This window comes from Streptomyces lacaronensis, assembly GCF_047337785.1.
Lineage (GTDB): Bacteria > Actinomycetota > Actinomycetes > Streptomycetales > Streptomycetaceae > Streptomyces > Streptomyces lycopersici.
The window spans coordinates 312,896-331,995 of the sequence record NZ_JBLHDK010000003.1 but is presented as its reverse complement, the minus strand read 5'-3'; the positions used below and the strand labels follow the sequence as shown (position 1 = coordinate 331,995).

The 19,100-nt window shown below is 71.4% G+C and carries 14 protein-coding genes; 11 read left to right on the top strand and 3 right to left on the bottom strand.

Features of this window, described 5'->3' with window-relative positions; genetic code table 11:
• Positions 1–44: 44 nt before the first annotated feature.
• The 3 genes from ACMTAK_RS02655 (at position 45) to ACMTAK_RS02645 (ending at position 6,088) form a co-directional block, all read left to right on the top strand.
• On the top strand, positions 45–3,272 hold the full coding sequence (locus tag ACMTAK_RS02655; protein WP_413804627.1) for a non-ribosomal peptide synthetase family protein: 3,228 nt from the start codon (positions 45–47) through the stop codon (positions 3,270–3,272).
• 79 nt (positions 3,273–3,351) lie between these two features.
• Positions 3,352–4,785, top strand: a complete 1,434-nt coding sequence (locus ACMTAK_RS02650) for an FAD-dependent oxidoreductase (RefSeq protein WP_413804626.1) — start codon at positions 3,352–3,354, stop codon at positions 4,783–4,785.
• Between the two features lie 91 nt (positions 4,786–4,876).
• Entirely contained in the window at positions 4,877–6,088 is a 1,212-nt protein-coding gene (locus ACMTAK_RS02645) for a cytochrome P450 (protein ID WP_413804625.1), read from the top strand.
• A 142-nt stretch (positions 6,089–6,230) separates the two neighbouring features.
• On the opposite strand, the gene ACMTAK_RS02640 is transcribed toward ACMTAK_RS02645, so the two are convergent.
• The 3 genes from ACMTAK_RS02640 to ACMTAK_RS02630 form a co-directional block, all read right to left on the bottom strand.
• On the bottom strand, positions 6,231–7,145 hold the full coding sequence (locus ACMTAK_RS02640) for a TauD/TfdA dioxygenase family protein (RefSeq protein ID WP_413804624.1): 915 nt from the start codon (positions 7,143–7,145) through the stop codon (positions 6,231–6,233).
• A 169-nt stretch (positions 7,146–7,314) separates the two neighbouring features.
• Complete coding sequence (locus ACMTAK_RS02635; protein WP_413804623.1) at positions 7,315–8,247, bottom strand: sulfotransferase domain-containing protein; 933 nt, start codon at positions 8,245–8,247, stop codon at positions 7,315–7,317.
• A gap of 359 nt (positions 8,248–8,606) precedes the next feature.
• Positions 8,607–9,650: a methyltransferase gene (locus ACMTAK_RS02630; protein ID WP_413804622.1), complete on the bottom strand. Its 1,044-nt coding sequence runs from the start codon at positions 9,648–9,650 to the stop codon at positions 8,607–8,609.
• A gap of 195 nt (positions 9,651–9,845) precedes the next feature.
• Here ACMTAK_RS02630 and ACMTAK_RS02625 point away from each other — a divergent pair, with 195 nt between their 5' ends.
• The 8 genes from ACMTAK_RS02625 (at position 9,846) to ACMTAK_RS02590 (ending at position 19,086) form a co-directional block, all read left to right on the top strand.
• Positions 9,846–10,979, top strand: coding sequence for a glycine amidinotransferase (locus tag ACMTAK_RS02625; protein WP_413804621.1), 1,134 nt, complete (start codon positions 9,846–9,848; stop codon positions 10,977–10,979).
• 384 nt (positions 10,980–11,363) lie between these two features.
• The gene (locus tag ACMTAK_RS02620) at positions 11,364–11,558 is read left to right on the top strand and encodes a hypothetical protein (protein ID WP_413804620.1); all 195 of its coding nucleotides are present in this window, start codon (positions 11,364–11,366) and stop codon (positions 11,556–11,558) included.
• Positions 11,559–11,650: 92 nt separating this feature from the next.
• The gene (locus ACMTAK_RS02615) at positions 11,651–12,490 is read left to right on the top strand and encodes a thioesterase II family protein (RefSeq protein ID WP_413804619.1); all 840 of its coding nucleotides are present in this window, start codon (positions 11,651–11,653) and stop codon (positions 12,488–12,490) included.
• On the top strand, positions 12,462–12,818 hold the full coding sequence (locus ACMTAK_RS02610) for a hypothetical protein (protein ID WP_413804618.1): 357 nt from the start codon (positions 12,462–12,464) through the stop codon (positions 12,816–12,818). The genes ACMTAK_RS02615 and ACMTAK_RS02610 overlap by 29 nt, the downstream gene beginning before the upstream one ends.
• Entirely contained in the window at positions 12,815–14,443 is a 1,629-nt protein-coding gene (locus ACMTAK_RS02605) for a condensation domain-containing protein (RefSeq protein ID WP_413804617.1), read from the top strand. Before ACMTAK_RS02610 ends, ACMTAK_RS02605 begins: the two co-directional genes overlap by 4 nt.
• A complete protein-coding gene (locus tag ACMTAK_RS02600; RefSeq protein ID WP_413804616.1) occupies positions 14,434–15,936 on the top strand; it encodes an argininosuccinate lyase in 1,503 nt (500 codons plus the stop codon). Before ACMTAK_RS02605 ends, ACMTAK_RS02600 begins: the two co-directional genes overlap by 10 nt.
• Positions 15,933–16,865: a GHMP family kinase ATP-binding protein gene (locus ACMTAK_RS02595; protein WP_413804615.1), complete on the top strand. Its 933-nt coding sequence runs from the start codon at positions 15,933–15,935 to the stop codon at positions 16,863–16,865. The genes ACMTAK_RS02600 and ACMTAK_RS02595 overlap by 4 nt, the downstream gene beginning before the upstream one ends.
• Positions 16,855–19,086, top strand: a complete 2,232-nt coding sequence (locus tag ACMTAK_RS02590) for a pyridoxal-phosphate dependent enzyme (protein ID WP_413804614.1) — start codon at positions 16,855–16,857, stop codon at positions 19,084–19,086. Before ACMTAK_RS02595 ends, ACMTAK_RS02590 begins: the two co-directional genes overlap by 11 nt.
• Positions 19,087–19,100 lie beyond the last annotated feature (14 nt).

Here is a 19,100-nt window from a genome sequence, read left to right as displayed (position 1 = left end):
CAAGCCGCCCCGCGCCGTTTCACCGATCAGCAGGAGGAGACCCCATGCAGGACACAGCCACCGGTGCCCCCGGCGCCGAACGGGCGGCGCCCGGTGAGCGTGCGGAGGCCGTCGCCGCCCTGGCCCGCTCGTGCGGCGCCGAGGCCGAGGCGGTGTGGCGTGCCGCACGGCTGAAGGTCGCCTCGGTGGTCCTGGGGGCGCCCGCGTTGCCGCCCGACGCCACCTGGCGCGACCTGATCCTGCGCGCGGCCACCGCGGAGGGGCGTGAGGAAGCCGAGGAAGCCTGGGAAGGCGCCGGGGCACAGCCCCACATACCCGCCGAGCGCCTGGACCACTACGTCCGGCGCGCCCTGCGACTGTTGACCGGCGCCCCCGACGCGCCGCACACCCGGCACGGGCTGCTCTCGGCGGCAGAGGCCGAGGAGGTCATCTCCGTCGGCTCCGGCCCGGTACGGCCGCTGCCCGGCCGCCGCTTCCATGAACTCTTCGAGGAGCGCGTCCGACGCCACCCCGACGCGGTCGCCGTTGTGCACGGCCCGGCCACCCGGACGTACCGCGAGGTCAACGAGGACGCCAACAAGATCGCCTGGGCGCTGCACCGGCGGGGGCTGCACCCGGAGGACGTGGTCGCCGTCGTCACCGAGCGCACCCCGCACTGGCTCGCCGCTGTGCTCGCCGTGTTCAAGGCGGGCGGCTGCTACCTGCCGCTGGAGCCCCGTTTCCCCGCCGGGCGCATGGCCAGGACCCTTACCCGGGCGGAGTGCCGCTGGGTCCTCGCCGACCGCGACGTACCGCCCCTGGACGAGGCACTCGACGGCCGCGACGCGGTGCACCGCATGGACGTACGCGAGGTGATCGACGCCGACGGCCCCCGCCACGACCCGGGCCTGCCCGTAGCCGGTGACCAACTGGCGTACGTGTACTTCACCTCGGGCTCCACCGGCGAACCCAAGGGCGCCCTGTGTGAGCACGACGGCTTTCTCAACCATCTCTACGCCAAGATCGAGGACCTCGGCGTCCAGGAGGGTGACACGGTCGCTCAGACCGCGCCGCAGTGCTTCGACATCTCCCTGTGGCAGCTGGTCTCCCCGCTGCTGCTGGGCGGCCGTACCCTGCTGGTCGAGCAGGAGGCCGTGCTCGACGTGCGCCGGTTCGTCGACCTGCTGGCCCGCCACCGCGTCCAGGTCGCCCAGGTGGTGCCGACCTACCTCGAACTCCTCCTCGCGGAGACACCCGACGGCCGCGCCGCACTGCCCGGCCTGCGCGTCATGGCCGTCACCGGGGAGGCGCTGAAGAAGGAGCTGGTGCGCCGGTGGTTCGCTGCCTTCCCCGGCGTCCCCCTGGTCAACTGCTATGGGCTCACCGAGGTCAGCGACGACTCCAACCACGGTGTCATGCACGCGCTGCCCGGCCACCGTTCCATACCGCTCGGCGACACCATCCGCAACTGCCGTGTGTATGTGATGGACGAACAGCTCCACCTCGTGCCCATCGGCGCGCCCGGCGAGATCGTCATGGCCGGCGTCTGCGTCGGCCGCGGCTACGTCAACGACCCCGACCGTACGGCCGCCGTCTACGGGCACGACCCCTATCGCCCCACCGACCGCCTCTACCGCTCGGGCGACTTCGGCCGCCGGCTGCCCTCCGGGGACTTCGAATACCTGGGGCGACGCGACTCCCAGGTGAAGATCAGCGGATTCCGCATCGAGATCGGCGAGATCGAGGACCGGCTGCTACAGGTGCCCGGCGTGCGCGACGGCGCCGTCGTCGTCGCCGGAACCCAGGACGATCCCCAACTCGTCGCCTACTACACCGGCGAGGATGCCCCCGACAGTGACGGTGTCGCCCGGGCCCTGGGCGCCGCTCTGCCCGACTACATGGTGCCGCCCCGGCTGTACCACACGCGCGAACTTCCCCTGTCCGGCAACGGAAAGATCGACAAGATCGCCCTCACCGCCCGGGCCGGCCACGACCGCGACACCGGCGGCGCCGACGGCGCCGGTACGGGCACCCCGCGGCTCGCCACGGACACCGAACGCCGCGTCGTCGCCCTGTGGGCCCGGCTGCTGAAGGTGCCCGAGGAGCGCATCGGCCGCGACTCCCGCTTCGCCGAACTCGGCGGCACCTCGCTGTCCGCGATCCGGCTGTCCATCGCCCTCGACCGCCTGGTGACCGTCGCCGACCTCAAGGACACCCCCACGGTCGCCGACGTCGCGGCCCTTCTCGACCGCGCGTCCGCGGCGGCGGCCGGGGAGGGAGCCCCGGCGGACCCCGCCCCGCCGCCGGCCGCCCCCGCCCCGGTCGCGGCCGGGCCCGACCCGCTGCGCGTGCTCGACGCCCGTGGCGGCCCGGACCCCGCCGGGCGGGCCGCCGCGCACCGCGGCGCTGCCCGCGCCGCGCTCGCCGAGTCCGGCGCCGTCATGCTGCGCGGCTTGGGCGTCCGCACCCCCGGCGACGTCGCCGACGTGGCCGCGGCGCTGGGCATCGCGGCGATGACGGAGCGCGAGGGCTTCGCTCCCCGCACCGCCCATGCGCCGGGCGTCTACTCCGGCAGTCACTGGCCCGCCGACGAACCGATGTGCATGCACCACGAGTTGAGCTACGCCGCCACCCTCCCCGGCACCCTCCTCTTCGGCTGCCTCACCGCACCCGGCAGCGGCGGCCGCACCACCGTCGCCGACTCCCAGCGAGTCCTCGCCGCCCTGCCACCGGGCCTCGTCGCCCCCTTCGAGCGCCACGGCTGGCTGCTGCGCCGCATGTACCACGACGTGGGGGTTGCCTGGGCCGACGCGTTCGGCACCACCGACCGCTCGGCCGTCGACGCCTACTGCGCCGCCGCCGGGATCGAGCACGCCTGGCTGTCCGACGACCGGCTCGTCACGTGCCAGCGCCGCACCGCCGTCGTACGCCACCCGCGCACCGGGGTGCCCGGCTGGTTCAACCAGATCGCCTTCCTCAACGGGCTCACCATGGACCCGGCCGTCCGTGCCTACCTCACCGACGTTTACGGCCCCGACGGGCTCCCCTTCGACACCTCTGCCGGCGACGGCACCCCCGTCACCGCCGCCACGGTGGACGGCATCAACGCCGTCTACGACCGGTTCACCGTCGGCGAGCCGTGGCAGGAGGGCGACGTCCTCCTCGTCGACAACATCCGCACCGCCCACGCCCGCGAACCGTACGAAGGGCGGCGCGACATCGCCGTCGTCCTGGGCGACCCCGCCGAACTGCCCGGCCATGTGCTGCCGGTGAGTGACGGCGAGCACCCGTGACCCGCCGTGGCCCGACGGCCACTACCACACCGGCCGGCGCCGCCGGCCGGGTTCCCTGCGCGCGGAAGGTCCATCCCTCATGACACATCCCACCGACGGCAAGGTCTACGACGTCATGGTCGCCGGGGGTGGCCCCGCCGGTTCGTCCGTGGCGACGTTCGCGGCCATGCAGGGCCACCGTGTCCTGCTGCTGGAAAAGGAGGAGTTTCCCCGGTACCAGATTGGCGAGTCCCTGCTGCCGTCCACGGTGCACGGGATCTGCGGCCTGCTCGGCGTCACGGAGGAACTGGAGAGCGCCGGGTTCGTGCGCAAGCGCGGCGGCACCTTCCGCTGGGGCTCCAACACCGAACCCTGGTCCTTCGACTTCGCGCTCTCCGAGAAGTTCGCCGGTCCGACCTCTTACGCCTACCAGGTCGAACGCGCGAAGTTCGACCAGCTGCTCCTCGACAACGCCCGCCGCAAGGGCGTCGAGGTGCGCGAACGGTGCGCGGTGCGCGACGTCCTGGAGGACGACGGCCGGGTCCGCGGTGTCCGGTACACCGACCCGGACGGTGCCGAGCGCGCGGTGCACGCCCAGTTCGTGGTGGATGCCACCGGCAACCAGAGTCGGCTTCAGCGGTACGTCGGCGGACAGCGCCACTACTCGGATTTCTTCCAGAACATCGCGCTGTTCGGCTATTTCGAGGGCGGCCGGCGGCTGCCCCCGCCCCACAGCGGGAACATCACCTGTGTGGCCTTCCCCGCGGGCTGGTTCTGGTACATCCCGCTGAGCGACACCCTCACCTCGGTCGGCGCCGTGGTCCGCACGGACTGCGCGGACCAGGTGCGCGGCGACCGGGCCGAGGCGCTGGCCGCACTGATCGCGGACTGCCCGCTGATCGCCGACTACCTCTCCGACGCCCGGCGGGTGACCAGCGGCCGGTACGGCGAGGTCCGCGTCCGCAAGGACTGGTCCTACCTCCACGACACCTTCTGGCAGCCGGGCATGGCCCTCGTCGGCGACTCCGTGGGCTTCATCGACCCGCTGTTCTCCTCCGGCGTCCACATGGCGACCTACAGTGCCCTGCTGGCCGCCCGCTCCCTCAACACCGCGCTCCGCGGCGACCTGGGGGAGCGCGAGTGCTTCGCGGAGTACGAGGCCCGGTACCGCAAGGAGTACCAGGCGTTCCACGACTTCCTCGTGAACTTCTACGACGTCAATCGCGACGAGCAGCAGTACTTCGAGGTGGCCAGGCACGTCACCCGGGACACCGCGCCCGGCGCCGGGGCGTTCGTGGGGCTGGTCGGCGGCGGCGCCTCGGACGAGGCGGTGCTGACCTCCGAGTCCTACCGCGACAAGCGCAAGAAGGACCTTCTCGAACAGTCCCGGGGCGTGCACCAGGAGGGGCACCGCATCCAGCTACAGGCGGCTTTCGGCGAAGCGGTCGACGACACCCCGCTCAGCGCGGACGGCCTGGTCGTCAGCCAGGACGGCATGCACTGGGAGAAGAGCGTGACGTCCTCGACGGTGTGACGCGTTCGCCGACGGACGCGGACACCCGGTCCGACCCGGACCGGGTGCGGTCGATTGTCAAATACATGCGGTCGCGAGATGAGATTTGGTCATGGATGAATCCCTGCACACCGTCACGACGATGCCGACGGCGCGTCAGCCCGGCCGTCCCTTCGACCCGCCGGCAGAGCTGCTCGACGCCCGTCGGCACGGCCCCATCAGCCGCTACACCTTCCCCGGTGGAAAACCCGGCTGGCTGCTCACCGGGTACGACCTGATCAAGTCGGTCCTGGCCGACCCGAGGTTCAGCTCACGCCAGGAGCTCATGCTCCACCCGACCATCGACTACGGAGACGCCGAATTCTCCCCGGCGCCGCCCGGTGAGTTCCTCTTCATGGACGACCCCCGGCACAGCCGTTATCGGAAACCGTTGATGGGCAAGTTCACCGTACGGCGGATGCGACTGCTCACCGAGCGGGTCGAGGAGATCACCGCCGACCACCTGGACGCCATGGAGAAAGCCGGGCCTCCGGCGGACCTGGTGACCGCGTTCGCCAAACCCATCCCCGCCATCATGATGTGTGAGCTGCTGGGGGTGCCGCGCCAGGACCGGGACTCCTTCCGGGAACAGATCGACGCGTTCAGGGACGTGGAGGCAGACGGCGAGGACGTGATGGCGGCCTATACGGCGACTCAGAACCACCTCGCGGAGTTGGTGGCCGCCAAACGCGCGTCCCCCACCGACGACGTGCTCAGCGACCTCACCGACAGCGATCTGACCGATGAGGAGCTGAAGGGCATCGCCCTGTTCCTGCTGGCGGCCGGACTCGACACCACCATGCACATGCTGGCGCTCGGCACCTTCGCGCTGCTGCGCAACCCGGATCAGCTGGCCGCGCTGCGCGCCGACCCCTCACTCACCGACCGGGCCGTGGAGGAGCTGCTGCGGTATCTGAGCGTCGGCAAGACGTTCATGCGGACCGCGCTGGAGGACGTCGACCTCGGCGGCCAGACCATCAAGGCCGGCTCGCCGCTGATCCTGTCGTACAACACCGCCAACCGCGACCCCGAGCGCTTCGCCGACCCCCACGTGCTCGACCTTCACCGGCAGGACGGCGGGCACCTGGCCTTCGGCCACGGCGTCCACCAGTGCCTGGGCCAGCAACTGGCCCGCGTCGAGATGCGCGTCGCCTTCCCCGCCCTCCTCAACCGCTTCCCCACACTGCGCCTAGCCATACCGGCCGAACAGGTCCCCCTGCGCCCGGAGGCGGAGATCGCGGACGTCCACGGGGTGAAGAGTCTCCCGGTCACCTGGGATGCGTGACCAATGAGGATCACGGGGCCTCGAAGGACAGGCCCCCCGGGGCGCGGGGCTGTGCCGATGTGCGGCTCCGCCGCGCGGGCCGACCGGCCACGACGGTGCCGCGGACGATCGACCGCAGGTCAGGGCACTTCCAGCGGAGCGCTTAGTAGCCGACGCGGGCGTTGATGCGGCGCGGGTAGTAACGTTCGTCGCCGATCTGCTCGTAGTCGGGCTTGCGCGGGGTGTCGCTCGTGGGCAGGTCCCCGGAGACGACGACGCGCTGGCCGCGGCGGTATTCCTGGTAGTCGTTGATGGCAACGTGCTGGGTGGCCCGGTTGTCCCAGAGTGCCACGGTGTGCGGGTCCCAGCGATGCCGGCAGGTGAAGCGTGGCTGCTCGGAGTGTTCGAACAGGTGCTGGAGCACGGCGTCGCTCTCGTGCCGGGACAGCTGCGGGATGTGCGAGGTCCACATCCGGGTGACATAGAGCGACCGGCGCCCGGTTACCGGGTGGACCCGCACGACGGGGTGCTCGGCGGACATCTCGACGACCGGCGGTACCTTCAGCACGTGGACGGCGGTGAGGCCCTCGAGCATCTCCCGGAATGTCGGGGACAGAGTCTCGTACGCGAGGTACTGGTTGCTCCACATGGTGTCGCCGCCCGATGGCGGGCAGGTGATCAGGTGCAGGATCGCGGCGATGGGCGGATTGGGACTGAAGCTGACGTCGATGTGCCACTCGTCGGCCTTCCCACCCTTGTCGGGCTCGATCAGCGTGACCTCGGGGTAATCCTCCAGCCTGGGCAGGTTCGGGTGGACCTTGACGTCGCCGAACCGCCTACCCAGCGCCACGTGCGCCTTCGGGGTCAGGTGCTGCTGGTCCGGGAAGAACAGCACGAGGTGTTCGAGCATGAGCGCGTGGATCCGGTCGAACTGCGCGTCCGTGACCTCGTTCAGATCGATTCCGCGCACCTCGGCGCCGAGGGCGCCGGAGACGAGGCGGATGTCGAGGCCGCCGCCGGAAGCGGCGGCCGGAGCAGTGGGCCTGGTGGTGGGCTGCCGGGATGCGGACTGCGGCACAGCGGTATCTCCTTCATCTGCAGGGGAGCCGAGGTATGAGGGAGGGCGGTGGCGGACCGGTGGCTCAGCCCTCCCGGCACCCGGTGGGAGGGCGTACCGGGTGCCAGGCCGACCTGCTGGAACCGGTCCAGCGGGGGCATCAGCAGGGGCTGAGTGCCACCGCCAGAGCTCACCGGAGTGCCCCCGCTCCACCGCCGTCGACGGGCGGGTCACGGTGCAGCCAGTCCAGGAAGGGCTGCGGAGCGAGGGGGGCGACCCGCTTCCGGTACGCGTCCAGGTCGTCCTCGGTCAGGAGTTCGCGGCCGGCGCCCGAGCGTCCGGAGCGGAAGAATTCCACCGGATCCGTGAGGATTTCCGAGTCCGGCGCCAGCCACTCCGCGCGGGCCTTCATCTCGTCGAACGTCGCGGCCTTCACCAACTCGGGCCAGACAGCCTCGTCCACCGTGATGCCCAGCCACTCGGCCAGCGCCGCCATGTGACCCGCGAGGTCGGCGCACAGGTCGTCGTAGTGCAGGAGCCTGATGTTCGGCTGCGCCCGCCTTTTCCAGGCGTCGAGGGGATGATGGAGCTCGGCAGCGGCCACGTCCTGTTCCCAGCCGTCGGCCGGATCGGGCTGACACCACTTCAGCAGCCACTCGCGCTCCGGCGGAAGCGTGAGCGAGGAGGGGCTGGAAGACGGTGCGTCCGGGTCGTCCTGGAAGGCGCGCAGCCACTCGGCGCGGGTGCCGGCGGCCTGGTGGTACAGGGACAGTGCCCGGTCGAGAGGATGCCGGGCGACTACAAGGTAGCTGACGCGCGGGTCGAGCGGTAGACCGTCGAGCGGGACGTGCGTCTTGATGAAGCGGCGGTGTTCCTGCTCGGCGAGTTCCGCGTAGACCTTCTCCTGCGGTGTGAACACTTGGTCCAACCACGGTGACAGGGCTGACAGCGGCTTCGGGAGATCAGGCGTCTGGAAGATGAGCAGCGCACAGATCATCTGCACCCACGTCGTACCCGACTTCGCCGGGCTGCTGATGACGATGTCACCGACACGCACCGGGAAGTCGTCCCAACGGGCGCTGTCTTGTTGCGGCGAACGGTACCGACGGGGTGCTTCCGTCATCGTCGCCTCCCGACCGGCAGGAGGACGTCGCTCAGCACCCATGCGCCACCATCACAGGTGGCCGGAGACGGCACGGGGCGACGCTTCTTCAGGACCGGGTCTTGACCACTCACCTGACGGCACTCCTCACATGAGAACGGAGAGGCGGCGGATACCGCCCCAACCTGTCGTCGCTGCCGCGGAGAAACATCCACAATCACCACAGTTACGGCCGTACGGCGGTCCCTCCGCCGCGCGGCGAGCGGGAGGACGGCCGTACGGCGCTGAGACTGGCGCTGACGACCGGCCGTCGCTTCGTCAGACGTGGGCGGCGGCCTCCGACAAGGCGGGTGCCATGACCATCTTGTGGTCTGCGTTTGTCAACGCTTGACGCCCAGGCTCAGCCCGTGCTCGTACGGCAGCCCGCCGACCGTCCTGACCTCCTCGAACCCGGCCCGGCCGAGCCACCGTTCGTAGTCCCGGGCAGGGTAGGCCATGCCCCGGCCGCTGGCGAGGACGTTGAAGTAGAGCCCGAGCCGGGCGCCGAAGATCCCTTCCGTCTCGTCGTCCGAGACGTTGTAGCCGTAGAGCAGCACCTTCCCGCCCGGCGGCAGCGACGCGTACGCCTTGCCCAGCAGGTGCAGGATGCCGTCCTCGTCGAAGATCTCCAGGACATGGCTGAACAGCACCGCGTCCGGACCGTCCGGGAACGGGTCGGTGAAGATGTCGCCCGCGAGGAGGTCCACCCGGTCCGGTCGCCCGGCGGCCTGTGCGCCGTCCGCGAGCCGCGACACGCTCGGCATGTCGAACACCGTCGACCGCATCCCTGGATGGCGCGCGACCAGCCGCGCCGACGTGCTGCCGTCGCCACCACCCACGTCCAGAACGTGCCGGACGTCCCCGAACACGGGTTGCTCGATCAGCGCGTCCACCGAGCGGAGCGTGAACGCGGTCATCGCCCGGTGGAAGACCTCCTCCAGCGGTGGATTGTGTGCCAGCCGCTCGTAGAGGGTCGGCTCGTCACCGGGGTGGATGTCCAGCGCGGTGTTGGTGCCGGCCCGCAACGCCTGCGTCATGTGGGCGAACGCCGGGTAGTACACCTCCTTCCAGCCGGTCAGGATGTGCCGCCAGCTGTCCGGCCCGTCCGGAGCCAGCAACTCCTCGGCGACGGCGGAATTGTGATAGCCGCCGTCCCTGCGTTCCAGCAGCCCGGTCGTGCACACCGCCTGTAGCAGGACGCGCAGCTGATGTGCGGGCAGCCCGCTGAATGCGCGGATCTCCTCCGCCTGGGCGCCCGGCTTCCCGGACAGGAAGGAGAAGATGCGCAGTTCGGCGGCGGTGGTGACGGCGTTGAACAGTGCGGGTGCGTTGACGAGGAAATGGAACCGGTCGAGAACCGGGTCGTCTTCATGGGCGTTCTTCATGACCCTCCGCATGGTGGTGGTTTTCGCAAAGCCCTTCGGCTTCATACCAGGAAAAGCCGGGGCGGTGACTCATCCAGGTCCGTAACTGCGGTGAGTACTGGTGCGGTGGGTCGGCGCTCTCCCGGAGTATCGGGTTACCCCGATGAGTAGGCGGTGCCCTGCGTGCGTTTGAACAGCTTTGACGAATGGTCACCCTTGCGGGAAGTTGTCGTCGGATCCGCGGAGAACTATGTCTCCCATGAGCGGGAACTCTCCTTCGACCTTTTCTTCCACGACAATCTCGTGCACGACAATGCCGAACAGCGGGGGTCCAGCCGGTCCGAGTGGTACTACCCTCGGCTGACCGCCCGCCGTGGCGGATCCGGCCGGTGGCACACGCCAGTGGCCCGTCGGTACGTGGACGAGCTGAACGAGGACCTGGAAGGGCTCGCCGACACCCTGCGCTCCCTCGGTGTCACCGTCCACCGGCCGCTCACCCTGCCCGCGGACACCGCGGAGGTCACGACCCCCGCCTGGTCCGCGTCCGTCGTCCCGCCGCTGAACGTCCGCGACAACACGCTCATCGCCGGCGACGAGATCATCGAGACCTCACCGATGATCCGCTCCCGCTACTTCGAGACGCAACTCCTCAAGCCGCTCTTCCAGGACTACTTCCGCCGCGGCGCCCGCTGGACCGTTATGCCGCGCCCGCTCATGACCGATGCCTCCTTCGACCTGTCGTACGCGGGCACCGCGACTGTCGGCGGGCCCACCGAGCCCGTCGAGGACCCGCGGCCCTCACCCTGGGACGTGGGGGTGGAGATGATGTTCGACGCGGCCCAGTGCCTCCGGCTCGGGCGGGACATCGTCGCCAACGTCTCCACCGAGCACCACGCACTCGCCGTCACCTGGCTGGAGCGCCACCTCGAAGGACGCTTCCGCATCCACCGGGTGCACAAGCTGAGCGACAGCCATATCGACAGCATGGTGCTGGCCCTGCGCCCCGGCCTGCTGCTGGTCCGCTCCGACTCGGTGGCCGACGCGCTGCCGCCCGCGCTGCGCCGCTGGGACCGGATCGTCGCCCCCACACCCCGGCAGAACAACTTCCCCCGGTACGAGGCTGACGCACTCATCCTGACCAGCCCCTTCATCGACCTCAACGTGCTGTCCGTCGACTCGGAGACCGTCCTGGTCAACGAGGCCAGCCCGGAACTGGTCCAGACCCTGGAGGACGCGAAGTTCACCGTCGTCCCGGTACGCCATCGGCACCGGCGGCTGTTCGGTGGCGGCTTCCACTGCTTCACCCTCGACACCGTCCGCGACGGCGGACCCGAGGACTACCTCACCTGACCCAAGAACGGCCGGTGTCCCGCGTACCAGGCCGTCGCACGGAAAGGGGCGCGCTACGTATGGACGAGCATCCGCTGACGCGGTACCAGGAGGAGATCTGGGCCGCCGAGGCCCGGACACCGGGCGGCGCGCGGTTCGTCATCGCGATGTACCAGAGGCTGACGGACTCCGACTTCCTGCCCGCGGAGCCGCCCCGCGCGGTCGGCGGCGGGGACCGCACGGACGACGTCGAGACACTCTTCGACTGGCAGACCGCCGCACCCCCCGACCCCGTCGCCGTCCGGGCCGGCCGTGGCGACGGCCGCCGCGAGCGGACCTGCCGCGGGCTGTCGCGAGCCGGCGGGCGCGTGGGCGCGGCCCCCCACGAACAGGGTGTCCGGTCCGGTGACCGTGCCACGTATGGACGGGGGCGCACTGCCCTGGCGGCAACTGTCCCTGGTGCCCACCGTCCTCGGCGTCTTGCGGCAGGCGATGTGCGCGGAGCGGGGCGTGGCGGAGACGTCCGAGGACGTCATCCGGCGTGATCGCACCTCGGCGTCCTCGTCCTGGCGTGGACCGCCCTGGACGCATTCGTCCTGAGCGCCTGTGACGAGGGGATACCAGCCGGACAACCACGCGCACCCGCCGCATCACGGCCAGCACCGACGAGCCGAAGGGACACCGACCCCGCCATGGCACCGCCCGTCACCCCCGCCAGTCCGTGGTTCCGCAGATTCCACCCGCGTCCGGACGCCGAGGTCGCTCTGGTCTGCCTGCCGCACGCGGGAGGATCCGCGAGCAGCTACTTCTCCCTGTCGTGGCGTCTCTCCGCGAGTGCCGACGTCCTCGCCGTGCAGTACCCGGGGCGCCAGGACCGGCTGCACGAACCGTGCCTGGACAGCGTGAGGGACCTCGCCCGTGGGGCCGCGAGGGACCTGGAACGCCTGGTCGCGGGGCGGCCCTTCGCCCTGTTCGGTCACAGCATGGGTGCCGCCGTCGCCTTCGAACTGGCACTTCTCCGCCGGCGCGAGGGGGCCCGCGCGCCCCACACCCTGTTCCTCTCCGGCCGTGGCGCCCCCGCGTGCGGCACCGACCGCGGGATCCGCTTCCTCGACGACGACGGCCTGATCGCCGAGGTGCGGCGGCTGGCGGGCACGGACGCGGACGTCCTCGACGACCCCGACCTGGTCGGGCTGGCTCTGCCGTCGCTGCGCGCGGACTACACGGCCGCCGAGACCTACGACGCCGGACCCGGCGCCGTCGTGCACTGCGACATCGTCGCGCTCACCGGGGACGGCGACGACCATGTCGGGATCGCCGACGCCGAGGACTGGCGCGACCACACCACGGGCGCCTTCGACCTCCGGGTCTTCAGCGGCGGCCACTTCTTTCTCGTCGACCATGAGCCGCGGATCGCGGAGATCATCGATACCGCCCTGCGCGCGGCGGCACGCCCCCGCCCCGGCACCCGGGGACCCGGGGCCCGAGGAAAGGAGGACGACCGTGCGCGTTCGATTCGTGACGCGGGCTGACCTCTCCCGCCCGCTGCCGATGGTCCCGCTCGCCCGGGCGCTGTCCGCGGCCGGCCACGAGGTCCAGGCCGCCGGCAGCCCCGCCCTCCTCGGCCCCGGCATATCGGCCCACGCCGCGCCCGACGGCGGCGGCGTCCTCGCCGCCGACACGGTCGCCGCCCTCGGCGACCTCACCACCGACGTGCTGCGCGAGGGCGTCCAACGGCTCGTCCACGAGCCCTCGTTCAGGACCGGGGCCGAGCGGCCGCGCGCGGAGAACCTCGCCAGGCCCGGCCCGCACGACCTCGCGCCCGTGCCGGAGCGCCGCACCGGGGAGCGCCGCCGATGACGGTACGCGAGCCGGTGGTCACCGGCGGCGGCCGATCCGCCCCCGGCGAGGACCGGCCGCCGCCGGCCTCCTACGCCCAGGAGCGTGCCTGGTTCGCGTCCCGGCTCACCCACGACCCGCCGACGTACTGCGTGGTCGAGGAGTTTCCCCTCCACGCGGACATCGCCGCGTCCGACGTCCGCGCGGCCCTCGCCCTCCTGACGGCACGCCACGAGCCGCTGCGCACAGGACTCCGCGTCCTCGACGGGCAGGTGACACAGGATGTGCGCTCTCGAGTGGAACTGCCCGTCGAATGGGTCGACTTGACCGGACTCGACCGCGCCGAACAGGAGGAGGCGAGAGACTCCCTGCGCGCCGGGCTGGCACGCCGGCCGTTCGACCTGGAGCGTCCACCGCTGTGGCGGGCCGCGATCCTCGGGCTGGGGGAGGGGGCGTGGTCGGTGATCCTCGCCGCCCACCACACCGTCTACGACAGCGCCTCCCGCTTCAACGCGCACGCCGAGCTCATCGAGATCTGCGCTGCCGTGGAGGAGGGGCGTGAGCCCAAACTCCCGCATTTGCCTCGCACCTACAGCGATCACGCCCGGCGCGAGCGCGCTCGTCTCACGTCCGCTCGACGTGCGGAGCTCGCCACTCATTGGCGCTCCCGCCTCGCCGGGCTGCCACCGGTCCACACATTGCCGCTGGACCGGCCCCGGCCCCCGACTCGCACCTTCCGTGGTGCCGAGGTGCGCGCCCCGCTGCCCACCGGTGTCCCCGCATCCCTCAACGCTGGTGCACGCCACCACGGCACCCGTCCCGTCGTGCTGCTCCTCGCCGCGTACACCGCCCTGCTGCACCACCACTCCGGCGCCGCGGACATCGTCCTCGGCCTGCCCGTGGCCGGGCGCGCCGAGGCTGAGACGCTGCCCATGGTCGGCACCCTGGTCAACATGCGTGTCCTGCGCGTCGACGCCACCGGCGACCCCGACATCACGGTGCTCGTCCGCCGTCTGGACGCCGCCCTCAGCGCCGACGAGCGTTACGACATCCCGTTCCAGACCCTCGTCGAACTGCTGCCCGCTCCGCGCCTGCCCGGAGTCCCGCCCCTGTATCAGCTCGCCTTCAACCACGCTCCCGCGGGCGATCTGGGGGCGCCCGTGTCCTCCTGCGAGGAGGATCTGCTGCTGGACGTCACCGACGACACCCTCCGGATCGTCTACGACGTGGCCCTGTTCGACCGTCCCACCGTCGAGGCACTGCTGTCCGACTACCTGCGCCTGCTCCCCGCCGCCCTGGACACCCCGGGCATATGTTTGTCCGGGCTGGGAGCCGTCCTCGGCCGTCGCCGCTCCGCGACGAAGGCGCGCCCCCCGGCCGGGCGGCCCGCCCCGACCGCCCCCCGGACACCGGCCGAGAAGTACGTGGCCGCGGTGTGGGGGGATCTCCTGGACGTGGACGTCGTCGACGTCCACCAGGACTTCTTCAGCCTCGGAGGCCACTCGCTCCAGGCCCTGCGCCTGTTGTCCCGCATCGCCCCGTACGACCCCGAGGTGACGCTGCGGACCTTTTTCGCCGACCCGACAGTGGCCGGACTCGCCACCGTATTGCAGCGCATGTGCCCCGGGAGGACGGTATGGCAGTGACCGGCCGGATCGACGGCATCCCCCACGACGTCTGGCACGCGGAAGTGCTCGCACCGCAGTTCACCTACGAGGTGCGACATCTCCTCGACCACTACCTCGCCATCGAGAAGGTCCTCCTTCTGGAATACGTCCGCATGGACCTGGTCGGCGCCGCGGACGCGGCCGCCCTCGGCACCCGGCTCGACACACTGGGCCCCGACGCCGTACGCGCCGACCCCGAACAGAACATGTCCGATATCTCCTTCGCGGTGGAACGGCACGTCCAGACCGGTGACACCCCTCCCTTCCCCGCCTGGCACGTCGACCGCAGCCGCAACGACCTCCAGGCATGCGCCCAGCTGATGGCCGCCCGCGAGGACCTCGCGGCCGTCGCGGAAGACCTGACCGCGTTCGCACGGGCGGTCCTCGACCTCGCCGGTCGGTACACCGACACGCCCATGCCGGGGTACACCCACGGCCAGGCCGCCCAGATCATCAGCCCCGGCTTCCACCTCGCCGCGCTCGCCGCCGAGACGATCGGCGCGCTGCGCCGCATGCTGCACACCTACGACGAATGCGATGCCTGTCCGCTGGGCGCCGGCACCATGGCCGGGCAGGAACTGCCGTGGGACCGCGCCCGGATGGCCGATCTCCTCGGATTCGCGCGTCCTCAGCCGCACGCCCTGGTGGCCGTCGCCTCCCGCACCTGGACCACCCTGATCGCGGGGGACCTCGCCCACTACGCCGTCGTCCTCAGCCGCTTCACCACCGACCTCATGACCTGGGCCGGCAGCGGGTTCGGCTTTCTGGACCTGCCCGACGAACTGGCGGGCATCTCCGCCGCCATGCCGCAGAAGCGCAACTTCCCCGTCCTGGAACGCATCCGTGGCCGCTGTGCCCATGTCGTGGGCCGCGCCACCGACATCGCCGCCGGACAGCGCAACACCCCGTACACCAACACCGTCGAGGTCTCGAAGGAATCCGGTGGCCAGCTCCGGGTCCAGGTCGACACGATGCGCTCCGTGCTGCGCCTGGCCCACGCCGTCGTCGTCGGCGCCACCTTCCGCGCCGACCGCATGCGCGCCGCATGTGCCGAGGACCACCTGGGAGGATTCACCCTCGCCAACCGGCTCACTCTCGGGCAGGGCATTCCCTGGCGCACGGCCCAGATCATCGCCGGACGGTACGTCAGACACGCCGTGCGCAAGGGCCTGACCTCCGGTGAACCCGACGCCGCGCTGCTGCGCGACTGTGCCGCCGAGTCCGGCTGCGACCTCGACGACATCGGTGATATCGGCGACCTGCTCACGGCGGCCTTCGACGTCGACCGCGGACTGCACGCCAAGCAGTCGGCGGGCTCCGCCCACCCCGACCGGGTACGAGACCTGCTCGCCGGGCAGGACACCGAACTCGACGTCCTCGGCGCCGCCTGGGCCGAGCGTGCCGCGCGTCGCGCAGAGGCCACCGGCCGCCACGGCACCCTGCTCACCGCCCTCGGTCAGCGGTCGTCATGACGGAACCGGCACTCGTCGCCCGGCGTGCGGGCGTGGACCTGAACGAGGGCACCGCCGCCGCCTGCGGCACCTTCGGAGAACTGCTCCAGGGCGTCCTGCCCGACGGCACCGACTTCCTGGTCACGTTCCCCATCACCCGCGGCACCCGTGCGTGGTTCCGGTATGACCGGGCCGGCCCGCTGCGGGTCTACCCCGCCCACAAGACCAAGTCTCTGCGGCTGGCGCGGAGCATGCTCGACGCCCGGTGCGCGACCGGCGGCGGCTCCCTCGTACTCGACAGCGATCTGCTCATCGGCAAGGGCCTCGCCAGTTCGTCCGCCGACCTCGTCGCGACGGCCCGGGCCGTCGGTACCGTCCTCGGTCTGGACACCTCGCCCGCCACCGTCGAGGACTGGCTGCGTCCCATCGAACCCACGGACGGCGTCATGCACCCCGGGATCGTCGTGTTCGAGCACCGCGCCGTCCGGTTCCGCGCCCGCCTGGGAACCCTGCCGCCCACCACCGTCGTCGCCGTCGACGAGGGCGGCCGACTCGACACGGTCGCCTACAACCGGCGCGACAGACGGGTCCCGCCCGTGCTGAGAGCCGGGTACGCACACCTTGTCGACGACCTCGCCGCTGCGGTACGCGACAGCGACCTCCAGGGCGTCGGCGCCGTCGCCACCCGCAGCGCCCGGCTCAACCAGCGATGGCTGCCCAAGCACAACCTCGACGCTCTTCTCCGCATGGCCGACGACCTCGGTGCCCTGGGAGTGATGTGCGCCCACAGCGGCACCATGGCCGGGGTCCTGCTGGACGCCACCGCCCCGGGCCACCGCGACACGCTCGCCGCCGTCAAGGCCGCCTGTGCCCGGCTGCCCGGCACCGTGTCCGTCTACCGATCCGCCACCCCATCAGGCGCCTTCCCAGGGAGCACGCATGCGTCATGACACCCTCATCGACGCCATCGGCAACACTCCGGTCGTCCGGTTGCGTATGGATGTCCCGGAGGGCGTGGAGGTCTACGCCAAGCTCGAAATGCACAACCCGTACGCGATGAAGGACCGGGTCGCCCGCCGCATGATCCTCCAGGCCCGCCGCACGGGCGCCCTGACGGACGGGGCGCCCATCGTGGAGAGTTCCTCGGGCACCATGGCGCTCGGCATCGCCCTCGTCGGCACCTACCTGGGCCATCCCGTCCACATCGTCAGCGATCCCCGCATCGACCCCGTCACCCTCGCCAAACTGACGGCGATGGGCTGTACGGTCCACATCGTCGAGGCGATGACGTCCCAGGGGTGGCAGAGCGCCCGGCTGGAACGCCTCGCGGAGCTCGTCCAGGACCTGCCCGGCGCGTACTGGCCGCGGCAGTACAGCAACCCGGACAACCCCGCCGCCTACCGCGCCCTCGCCGAAGAACTCATGGACGACCTGGGGACCGTGGATGTCCTGGTCGGTTCCGTCGGCAGCGGTGGTTCGCTGTGCGGAACGTCCGCCGCGCTCCTCGAGCGGCTCCCGGACCTCAAGGTCGTCGGAGTGGACTGTGTCGGCAGCGTCCTGTTCGGCCAGCCCGACATGACGACCCGCAAGCAGAGCGGCCTCGGCAACAGCCTGTTCCCCGACAACATCGACTACCGGCTCATCGACGAAGTGCACTGGCTCTCCGACGACGAGGCGTTCGACGCCACCCATAGCCTCGCCCGGGAACAGAAGATCTTCGCCGGCAACACCTCCGGCTCCGTCTACCGAGTCCTGTCCCACCTGGCCGCCCGTGCCACACCGGGCACCCGCCTGGTCGGCATCATGCCTGATCGTGGCGACCGCTACGCCGATACGGTCTACCGGCACCAGCCGTCCGGCCCGATCGCCCAGGCACCCGCACGGGTGGCATTCGGTACGGCCGTGACCAGTTGGTCGTACGCGTCCATCCCACGCCGCGACCGCCCGGTGCTGGTCTTCCTGGAATCCAACACCACCGGCACGGGAACGCTCGCTCTGCGCACCGCGACCCGGCTCGGCTTCGCCCCCGTCCTCCTGACGGCGGACCCCGGCCGCTACGCCGCGTTCGGCACCGCCGGCTGCGCCACCGTCACCTGCGACACCGAAGACCACACGGCCGTGCTGGACGCGGTCCGGGGGGCCGCCGGCGGACGTACCGTCGCCGGTGCCACCACGACCAGCGACTTCTACCTGGAGCACACGGCGCGCCTAGCCGGCTCGCTGGGTCTGCCCGGCCACGCTCCCGCGACGGCGGCCGCCTGCCGGAACAAGGCCCTGACCAGGGCAGCCCTGCGGAACGCGGGTGTGCCCCAGCCCGCACACGCCGTCGTCGCGGACATCGCCGGGGTCCCGGAGGCGGTCGCGCGCGTCGGCGTGCCCTGTGTCGTCAAACCGGTCGACGGATCCGGCTCCCAGGACGTGCGGTGGTGCCCGGACGAGGCCACCGCCGTGGAGCACGCCGCCCGCGTCCTCGCCGTCACCGAGAACGTGCGCGGGCAGAAGAGCGCGGGGGAGGTGCTCGTCGAGGAGTTCGCCGACGGTGCGGAGTACGGCGTGGAGATGTTCTGCACCGGCGGCGAGGCCGTGTGCGTGGGGGTCACCCGGCGGACCATGACCCCGCTGCCCCACTTCGTCGAGACCGGGCACCTTTTTCCGGCGGGCCTGCCGGCGGCGCGACAGGCCGAACTGGCGGAGGCCGCCCGGCAGGCGCTCAAGGCCGTCGGGTTCGAGCACGGCCCCGCTCACATCGAGATGCGGCTGACCACGGTGGGACCCGTCGTCATCGAGATCAACGGGCGGCTCGCCGGTGGCATGATCCCCGAGATCGTCCGCGCCGCGACCGGGCTCGACCTCCTCGAACAGCAGGTCCGCGCTGCCGCCGGACTGCCGGCGTACCTGGAGCCGGCTCGTTCCCGCCAGGCGGGGCTGCGCTTCCTCACCGCGGGGGACGTCGGCCGGCTGGTGGCCATCACGGGAACCGCGGCCGCCGAACGGGTGCCCGGCGTGATGGCCGTCGTCACCACTGGCACGCCCGGCCGCGCGGTCCGGCCGCCCAGGGACGCCTACGACCGCCTCGGCCACGTCATCGCGGTCGGTGACACTCCGCAGGAGGTGGAGGCCACACTGGACACGGCGATGGCGCTGGTGCGGGTGGAGACCACTGTCGGCTGAGCATCGGTGGAGAG